Here is an 8,791-nt window from a genome sequence, read left to right as displayed (position 1 = left end):
GTTAGAAATAGCATTATTTATAACATGCACCGATATTTTCCTCTCTTAAATATCACATAAATAATGCTATTTTTATTTAAAGGAGAATCTTTATGAAATTTAATGAAATAATGCATCTTTCATTTTATACAGATCAAATGGATGAAATGAGAGATTTCTATGAAAATAAATTAGGTTTGAAAGCTAAAATTATAATGCGTTATGAAGCATATAAAGGAAAAAAAGATAGAGGTGCTTGGGCTCAAAGAGCTGAAACAAATCCTAAAGATATTGCCTATATCTTCATTGAATTAGCGCCAGGACAATATTTAGAACTATTTCCTAAAGCAGATCATCAATTAGAACATGAAGTACCTGATACCCGTTTAGGTTATTCACATTTTGCGTTAATGGTAGATGATATTCATAAAACTCGTGAAGAATTAGTTAAAGCAGGTATTGAAATTGATATTGAACCAAATAAGGGACAATCTGAAACATGGCAAATGTGGATTCATGATCCTGATGGTAATAAATTTGAAATTATGCAATATACAGATAAATCATTACAACATCATGGTAATATTGAAGAAGATCAAAAAAAATATGGTAAATAACCATATTTTTTTATTTAATCTTTTTAAAATATAAAGAAGTATATAAAACATCAAAAATAAAATGAATAGAAAGACCATAGAGCATAATACTATGAGGTAAATGATGACTATAAGCGTCAATATAAAGGTTTTCATTACAAACAAGTTCTAAGTCTTGAGATAATCTACCAGTTAACCCAATCACGCGAATTCTTTTTTTTCTTAAAGCATAAGCAGCATCAATCATTGTTTTATTACTTCCAGAATGACTTACAACAAAAGCAAGTGTTTCTTGGGGATTAATATGTTCTAAGTAAACAGTATTGATGGTATTGAATACTTGTGCTCGAATACCTATCGAATTGAGTTTTAAAGCGATTGTTTGGACTTCTGAATAGTTGTTATCATTTGCATAAAAATCTATTTGTTTTGCTTGTAGCATATAGTTAACAGTTCTAATAAAAGTATCTGTTTTTGTTAGTTTTTGTGTCTCGGTGAAAACATGTTGATAAATAAGAGGCAATGTATCTAAGATTTCACTTACATGACTATCCTTTGTAATTCTTTTATGTTTTGTTTCAGCTGCCATATTTTGTTCTTGAATAAAGGTAAGCTGAAAATCAAAATATCCAGAAAATCCTAACTTTTTAATAAAACGATTCATAGTAGGTGGACTAACAAAGATCTTTTCTGATAATTCTTTCGCATTTAAAATCATTACTTCTTTAGGATGACAATCAATATAATCAACAATATTTTGTTCTTGTGGTGTTAATTTAACATTTTCAATTAAATCTTGAATCATTAGTAGCACACTCCTTCTATGGGATTCCATTATTATAACTCTATAATAACATGTTTTAGCAAAATGAGATAACGTTTTCTCTTTTAGTGAAAAATAGCTCGTTTGATCTATTTTTTTATATGTTCTTTTAAAAATTGTCTAATACTTGGTTATTCCAAAAAGCGGCACCACCATGATCTGCATGTTCTACACAATAGAAAGTAACATCTTTGTTATTTTCTTTTAAAGTGTTATATAATAGAACACTTTGACCAAAAGGAACAAGACGATCTTTGTTACCATGAATCATTAAGATAGATGGTGTGTTAACATCCTTTTTAATATGTGGTAACGGAGAAGCTTGATAGGCTTCTTGTTTGTGTTCTAAAACATTGACACCACCAAGTAATAAACCTTCTGGACTTGGAGGAGTTATATGGTCTTGTATAGATGGTTCATTTTGCATTTCACTTACAAGAGTTGGTCCATAGAAATCAAATATTCCTTGAATGGATGAAGCATATTTGAATTCTTCAAGTTCTAAAATATTTTGATTAGCAGTGATTCCAGTCATGATAGCTGTATGCCCTCCTGAAGAATCCCCACCTAAAAAGATATTTTTTGTATCGATTTGATAATCTTGATGACGTTCAATTAAAAAGGAAATAGCTGTTTTAGTATCTTCAATTTGTGCTGGAAAAGGAGCGATACTTGTATCTCGATATTGTACGATTGCGACTACAAACCCTTTTTTTGCAATATTTGATAAAGGAATAATATGTTCAATTACATTTTGTTTTTTCCAAGCACTTCCTTGAATATAAACAAGTAGTGGATATTTTTCATTAGATTCAAGTTGTTTTTTGGGAACAAGAATATTGAGATAAAGTGGAATTTCACGTTTTACATACTCAATATTATAAGGAGCTCTTATTGTTATATTATCAAAATCAGCAGTATGTAATGAATATCTTCACTTTTTTTATTAGAAACGGGAAAATCTTTTAATTCTTTGTATTCTGGTTTGATCATTTTAAGTTCCTCCTTAATAAATTAATTATAAAAATAATCGTTTATTTAAAGAAGAATGAAATTGAATTTCATAAGATAGAATTTTAAATGAAATTTGATTCTAAAAAAAGAAATATTCATTGAGAAAAAGAAAGATATTTTCTATGCTTTAATCAAGGAGAGATGATTATGATGAAATTAAATGATAATGTTACAAGATTAATTAGTGCAAAGGCAAGTCAAGTAAGCACATATAATGGAAGACAATTAAAAGAAGCAATTTTTAAATCAGAAGGTAGAGTATTAATGGGACAAACTTATTTAAAGAACCCTATTTTGTTTCCAAATTGTACAAGTACAGAATTAATGTTTGCCTTTGGAGGAGATATGGTTTTATTAAATGGGTTTGATTTTCAACATCCTGAAACATGCCCAGGCCTTCAAGGGTTTGATTATCAAGGAATAAAAGATTTAGTAGGTGGAAGACCGGTAGGAATCTATATGGGCTGTCCTAAAGAAGGGTTAGATTTAACAAGTGATTATTTATATGATTTAGCAGGTATGATTTGCACTGAAGAAAATTTAAAGAAATGTAAGGATTGGGGTATTTCCTTCATTATATTAGGAGGAAATCCTGGAAGTGGAACATCTATCAAAGATGTTGTGCGTTGGACAAAAAAGGCCAGAGAGATTTGTGGTGAAGATATGTTGATTTTTGCTGGAAAATGGGAAGATGGTGTTGTAGAAAAAGTATTAGGAGACCCACTAGCTGATTATGATGCTAAAGAAATTATTGATCAATTAATTGAAAATGGAGCTGATATTATTGATTTTCCAGCACCAGGATCAAGACATGGAATTACAGTAGAAAGAATTAGAGAATTAATTGAATATACACATCGAAAAGGTGCACTCGCAATGAGCTTTTTAAATAGTAATGTTGAAGCTGCAGATCGAGATACTATTAGAGAAGTGACATTGCTTATGAAACAAACAGGTTGTGATGTTCATGCAATTGGTGATGGAGGTTTTGGTGGTGGAACATGGCCAGAAAACATCTATCAAATGTCAGTAACATTAAAAGGTAAAGCTTATACTTGGGCACAAATGGCCACACCTAGAAGATAATGAAATTCAATTTCATGTTTAAAAGAAATTTTGTGAAAATGGATTTCTTTTTTTTATCTTTGAATATTTAGGTAAACGTTTCCTTATATAATGAGGGCAAGGAGGTTACTTATGATTCATTTACTAGCAACAGATATGGATGGAACATTATTGAATAGTCAAAAAGAGTTTGATAATGAATTTTTTGAAGTTTTACAGAAAGTATTAGAAAAAGAAATGTATTTTGTGATTGCAAGTGGGAATCAGTTTTATCATTTATACAATCAATTTTTGCCTTACAGCGATGAGCTTTACTTTATTAGTGAAAATGGTTCATTTATTACAAAAGGTAAAAAAGAGCTTTATTCATTTATTATGGATAAACAAGATGTTCAAACAATTTATAACATCTTAAAACAATATTCAGAAATTATGCCAGTCATTGGAGGAAAAGAAAAATCATACATTCCTCAACAATATCTTTCTTTTAAAGAAGAAATAGAACGACATTATGATGAATATGCATTTATAGACGATATTCATGAAATTAAAGAAGGAATTCTTAAGTTTTCTATACATGATCCACAACATCATGTTGAAAAATATGTAGAACTTATCAAAAAAGAATTACCAGCCCATTTAAAAATTATGACATCAGGAAATGAATGGATGGATATTCAACATGAGACCATCAATAAAGGGTTTGGAATACATTTTTTAATGAATATTTTACATCTTACAAAAGAAGAGTGTGCAGTATTTGGTGATCAAATGAATGATTATGAGTTATTTCAAAATGTTCATTATAGCTATGCTATGAAAAATGCGATTCAACCACTTAAAGAGATAGCTTTTCAAGTAATTGATTCGAATGATGAATCAGGAGTAACAGGGAAAATAAAAGAAATCTTGAAAGGAGAACTTTAAATGTTAGTAGTAGCTTATATTGGATTTGGAAATAGTGTGTGTAGATATCATCTACCATATGTAGAAAGAAGAAAGGATACAATCAAGGTCAAATATATCTATCGAAGAATGGAAGACCGTGTAGGAGATGAAGAAAGAGAAACATGGTATCCAGATATAAATTTTACAAGTGATATCGATGAAGTAATGAACGATGAAGAAGTGAATTTGATCGTTGTAAATACACCAGATCAATTTCATACATATTATACAAAGATGGCCATTGAACATGGAAAGAATTGTCTATGTGAAAAACCATTTGCCATGTCAGTTGAAGAAGCAAAAGAAGTCTTTGATCTAGCTAAAGAAAAAGGTGTCGTAGTTATGGCAAATCAAAACAGACGATTTGATGCCGATATGAGGACAGTGAGAAAAGTCATTGAAACAGGGGTCTTAGGGGAACTCTTAGAAATCGAATCGCATTATGATTATTATCGACCATCGATTGCAGATAGAAAAGGACTAGGAATGCTATATGGATTACAAGTACATCCAATCGATCAAATCGTAGGAGAATTTGGAGTACCAGATAAAGTCGTATATGACTGTAGAAGCTATGACAATTTAGGGAATTCAGATGACTATTCAGATATCGATTTATTCTATGGAAAGATGAAAGCAATTGTAAAAACAAGCTTCTATGTCAAATTAGAATATCCAAGATTTATCGTTCATGGAAGAAAAGGAAGCTTCATCATGCCACAATTAGGACATCAAAGTGCATTGAAGGCAAAACCAGGACCAGTAGAAATCAGCTTTGAACCATTACCAGAAAAATATTGGGGAACATTATGTTATGTCGATGAAAATGGAGAAGATGTGACAAAGAAAGTACCAGTAGAAATACAAGATTATGGAATGATCTATGATAATCTATATGAAGTAATCTTTAATCATGGAGAAAAGATAGTTGCAGATGAAGAAGTATTAGAAGTATTAAGAATACTAGAACAAGCAACAGAAGTTGCTAAGGAGGCTAGATAAAATGCGTTTAGGAATTGCCGGAGCAGGGATGATCGTAAGAGGTTTATTTAGTTTTATTCATGAAATAGAAGGAATTGAGTTAGAAGCGATTGCTTCTACTGAAAAATCAATAGAAAAAGTTAAACAAATGGCAAAAGAAAACCATGTAAAAAAAGCGTATTTGAATTATGATGAATTGCTAAATGATGAAGATATTGAAGTTATGTACATTGCTACACCTAATCATCTTCATTATCAAATGTGTAAACAAGCATTAGAAAAAGGAAAGCATGTTATTTGTGAAAAGCCATTTACCTCTAGAATAGAAGAACTAGAAGAATTAAGTCAATTAGCAAAAGAAAAACACTTATTTTTATTTGAAGCAATTTCTACTCAATATTTACCTAATGTTTTAAAAATAAAAGAAAAGTTAAATGAGTTAGGAAATATAAAAATTGTAACTGCTAATTATTCTCAATATTCTTCTCGATATAATGCTTTTAAAGAAGGAATTATTCAACCAGCTTTTGATTATACAAAATCTGGTGGTGCTTTAATGGATTTAAATATTTATAATATTCATTTAATGGTTGCTTTATTTGGTAAACCATTAAAAGTCAATTATATGGCTAATATTGAAAAAAATATCGATACATCAGGAATCATTACATTGGATTATGGTAATTTCAAAGCTGTTTTAATTGGAGCTAAAGATTGCAAAGCACCTATTGCAACAAGTATTCAAGGAGATCAAGGGTGTATTAGTATTCAAACACCAGCAAATGTTTTAAGAAGCTTTAAAATTTTACATAATGATCAAAGAGAAGAAACATTTGATTTACAAGGCGATACACATCGTATGGTTTATGAATTTAATGAGTTTGTAAAAATGATAGAAAATAAAGATTTTGATAGAGCAAATGAAATGATGGAAAAGAGTTTGATTGCGATGGATATTGCTACAAAAGCAAGAATAGATGCAGGTGTTCATTTCAAAGCAGATGAATCTTATGAATAAAATACTATTTAGTGATTTTGATGGAACTCTCTTTTTTAAGGAAGGCTTTCATCAAGAGGATATAGAAGCAATAAAAACTTTTCAATCGAAAGGAAATAAATTTGCTTTGTGTACAGGTAGACCACTAGGTGGGGTAAATGCATTAATGAAAGGTAAAATTATTCCAGATTATTATGTGTTGTGTACTGGAGGTCTTGTTTTAGATAAGGATTATCAAGTTATTTATGCACAAGAAATTCCTTTTGAACTTGTTAAAGAAGTGTGTCAAAAATATGAAAATGAAACGATTATAGGGCCACATTGTCTAGATGAAAAATATTTATACTTTAAATATGTTCCAAATGATGCACCAAGTTATATTAAGCAATTTGATTCAATTGATGAATTTAAAGATCGTAAGATTTATAGTTTTTCATTAATTGAATCTACAAGAGCTAAAGAAATAACTGATGAAATCAATAAAGATTATCCTTCATTGCATGCTTTTCAAAATGTAAATGCAATTGATGTTGTTAAAAGAGGGTGTAGTAAAGGAAATGGAATATTAGAAATAACAAAGTTAATAAGCGATGAAACAGCAGGAATAGGAGATAGTTATAATGATTTAGAAATGTTTAAAGTTGTAAATCAATCATTTACTTTTAAGACATCTCCTAAAGATATTCAACAACAAACGAGGTATACGGTTTCATCAGTAAAAGTGGCTATAGATATATTGAACAAAGAATAAAAATGGCACATATTATGCCAAGTATTTATGTAGAAAAAATAGATTATTCATTATAGTATATGATTAAAGATTGGGAAAACGTTTACATCACAATACTTATCTCACTTATTAACAAAAAATAGATATTTCAAATAATATATTGAAAATTAAGGAGGAATAAAAAATGAGTTTTCCAAAAGGTTTTTTATGGGGTGGAGATATTAGTGCTAACCAATGTGAAGGTGGTTGGGATGAAGGAGGTAAATCTCCTAATATGACAGATTATCATGCTGGAGGAACAGTTAATAGTCCACGTATGGCAACTTATATCATGCCAGATGGAACATACGGTAAAACACCAGCTATGATTGAAAATTGTAACTTACCTGAAGGAGCTAAATTAGCAATCAATCCTGATGAATTTTATCCTAATCATAAAGCAACAGATTTTTATCATCATTATAAAGAAGATATTGCGATGTTTGCAGAATTAGGATTTAAAGCATTTAATATGACATTATCATGGGCAAGAATTTTCCCTAAAGGAATTAAAGCAGGAATTAATCCAGAAGGGGTAGAATTCTATCATAATGTATTTAAAGAATGCTTGAAATATGGAATTGAACCATTAGTTCACTTATACAAATATGATATGCCTGCTTTCTATATTGAAGAATTAGGTGGCTGGAAGAATAGATTTTTAATAGAAGAATTTGTTGAATTTGGGAAAGCATCTATTGATGAATTCCAAGAAGTTACTTATTGGTCAACATTCAACGAAATCAATGCTGCTCAATTCTCTATCTTGGATTCAAACAATCAAAAAGAAGTACAAAGACAATATCAAGTATTACATAACCAATTAGTAGCAAGTGCAAAAGTAGTTAAATACTTACATGATAATTATCCAAATAAAAAAATCGGATGTATGCAAGCAGGTATTTTCACACATGCATTAACATGTGATCCAGAAGATGAACTTGCTAATCAAAAAGAAATGCAAAAGAATTTCTGGTATGCAGGAGATGTCTTTGTAAGAGGGTATTATCCAAGTTATGCTAAACATTTATGGAAAGAATTAAATATTACTTTAGATATTACAGAAGAAGATACGAAAGCATTAAAAGAAGGTACTGTAGACTTCTTTGAATTCTCTTATTATTTCTCTAACTGTGTAACTACTCATGTAGATGGTCAAGAAGCAACAGGAAACTTAAATTTCATGGGAAAGAAAAACCCATATTTAAAAGAATCCGACTGGGGATGGGCAATTGATCCAAAAGGATTAAAATTCTTTCTGCATGAAATTTATGACAGATATCAAATACCTCTCATGAATTGTGAAAATGGATTAGGAGCATTTGATACATTAGAAGAAGATGGAACCGTACATGATCAATATCGTATTGATTATATGAGAGAACATGTCAAAGCAATGAGTGAAGCAATTGATGAAGATGTAGACTTAATGGGATACACATGGTGGGGATGCATTGATCTTGTCTCTGCTGGAACAGGTGAAATTAGAAAACGCTATGGATTTATTTATGTTGATGTAGATGATTTTGGTAATGGAACATATAAACGATATAAGAAAGATTCATTTGAATATTGTAAGAAAGTATATACTTCAAATGGAAAAGATATAGATTAGGAGG

The 8,791-nt window shown here is 29.9% G+C and carries 9 protein-coding genes; 7 read left to right on the top strand and 2 right to left on the bottom strand.

Features of this window, described 5'->3' with window-relative positions:
- Positions 1–92: 92 nt before the first annotated feature.
- Complete coding sequence (locus HUU89_RS07715) at positions 93–596, top strand: VOC family protein (RefSeq protein WP_175301447.1); 504 nt, start codon at positions 93–95, stop codon at positions 594–596.
- A gap of 10 nt (positions 597–606) precedes the next feature.
- Here the strand turns inward: HUU89_RS07715 and HUU89_RS07710 are convergent, their stop codons facing one another.
- Complete coding sequence (locus HUU89_RS07710) at positions 607–1,380, bottom strand: MurR/RpiR family transcriptional regulator (protein ID WP_175301446.1); 774 nt, start codon at positions 1,378–1,380, stop codon at positions 607–609.
- Positions 1,381–1,507: 127 nt separating this feature from the next.
- Positions 1,508–2,236: an alpha/beta hydrolase gene (locus HUU89_RS07705; protein WP_317992330.1), complete on the bottom strand. Its 729-nt coding sequence runs from the start codon at positions 2,234–2,236 to the stop codon at positions 1,508–1,510.
- Positions 2,237–2,559: 323 nt separating this feature from the next.
- On the opposite strand from HUU89_RS07705, the gene HUU89_RS07700 reads away from it, so the two are divergent.
- From HUU89_RS07700 to HUU89_RS07675, 6 genes are all read left to right on the top strand, one after another.
- On the top strand, positions 2,560–3,498 hold the full coding sequence (locus HUU89_RS07700; RefSeq protein ID WP_254697727.1) for a hypothetical protein: 939 nt from the start codon (positions 2,560–2,562) through the stop codon (positions 3,496–3,498).
- Between the two features lie 111 nt (positions 3,499–3,609).
- Positions 3,610–4,404 carry an HAD family hydrolase gene (locus HUU89_RS07695; protein ID WP_175301445.1) on the top strand — a complete coding sequence of 265 codons (795 nt, stop codon included), beginning with the start codon at positions 3,610–3,612 and terminating at the stop codon, positions 4,402–4,404.
- Positions 4,405–5,427 carry an oxidoreductase gene (locus HUU89_RS07690; protein WP_175301444.1) on the top strand — a complete coding sequence of 341 codons (1,023 nt, stop codon included), beginning with the start codon at positions 4,405–4,407 and terminating at the stop codon, positions 5,425–5,427.
- 1 nt (position 5,428) lies between these two features.
- Positions 5,429–6,424, top strand: a complete 996-nt coding sequence (locus tag HUU89_RS07685; RefSeq protein WP_175301443.1) for a Gfo/Idh/MocA family protein — start codon at positions 5,429–5,431, stop codon at positions 6,422–6,424.
- A complete protein-coding gene (locus tag HUU89_RS07680; protein WP_175301442.1) occupies positions 6,417–7,154 on the top strand; it encodes an HAD-IIB family hydrolase in 738 nt (245 codons plus the stop codon). Before HUU89_RS07685 ends, HUU89_RS07680 begins: the two co-directional genes overlap by 8 nt.
- A gap of 163 nt (positions 7,155–7,317) precedes the next feature.
- Positions 7,318–8,787 (top strand): glycoside hydrolase family 1 protein, encoded by a 1,470-nt coding sequence (locus HUU89_RS07675; RefSeq protein ID WP_175301441.1) that lies wholly within the window; start codon positions 7,318–7,320, stop codon positions 8,785–8,787.
- The last annotated feature ends 4 nt before the right edge of the window (positions 8,788–8,791 follow it).

The sequence above is a fragment of the Faecalibacillus sp. H12 genome (assembly GCF_013361255.1).
GTDB lineage: Bacteria > Bacillota_I > Bacilli_A > Erysipelotrichales > Coprobacillaceae > Faecalibacillus > Faecalibacillus intestinalis.
Note: the sequence above shows the minus strand (reverse complement) of the source record. Positions and strands in the feature narration are given on the sequence as shown.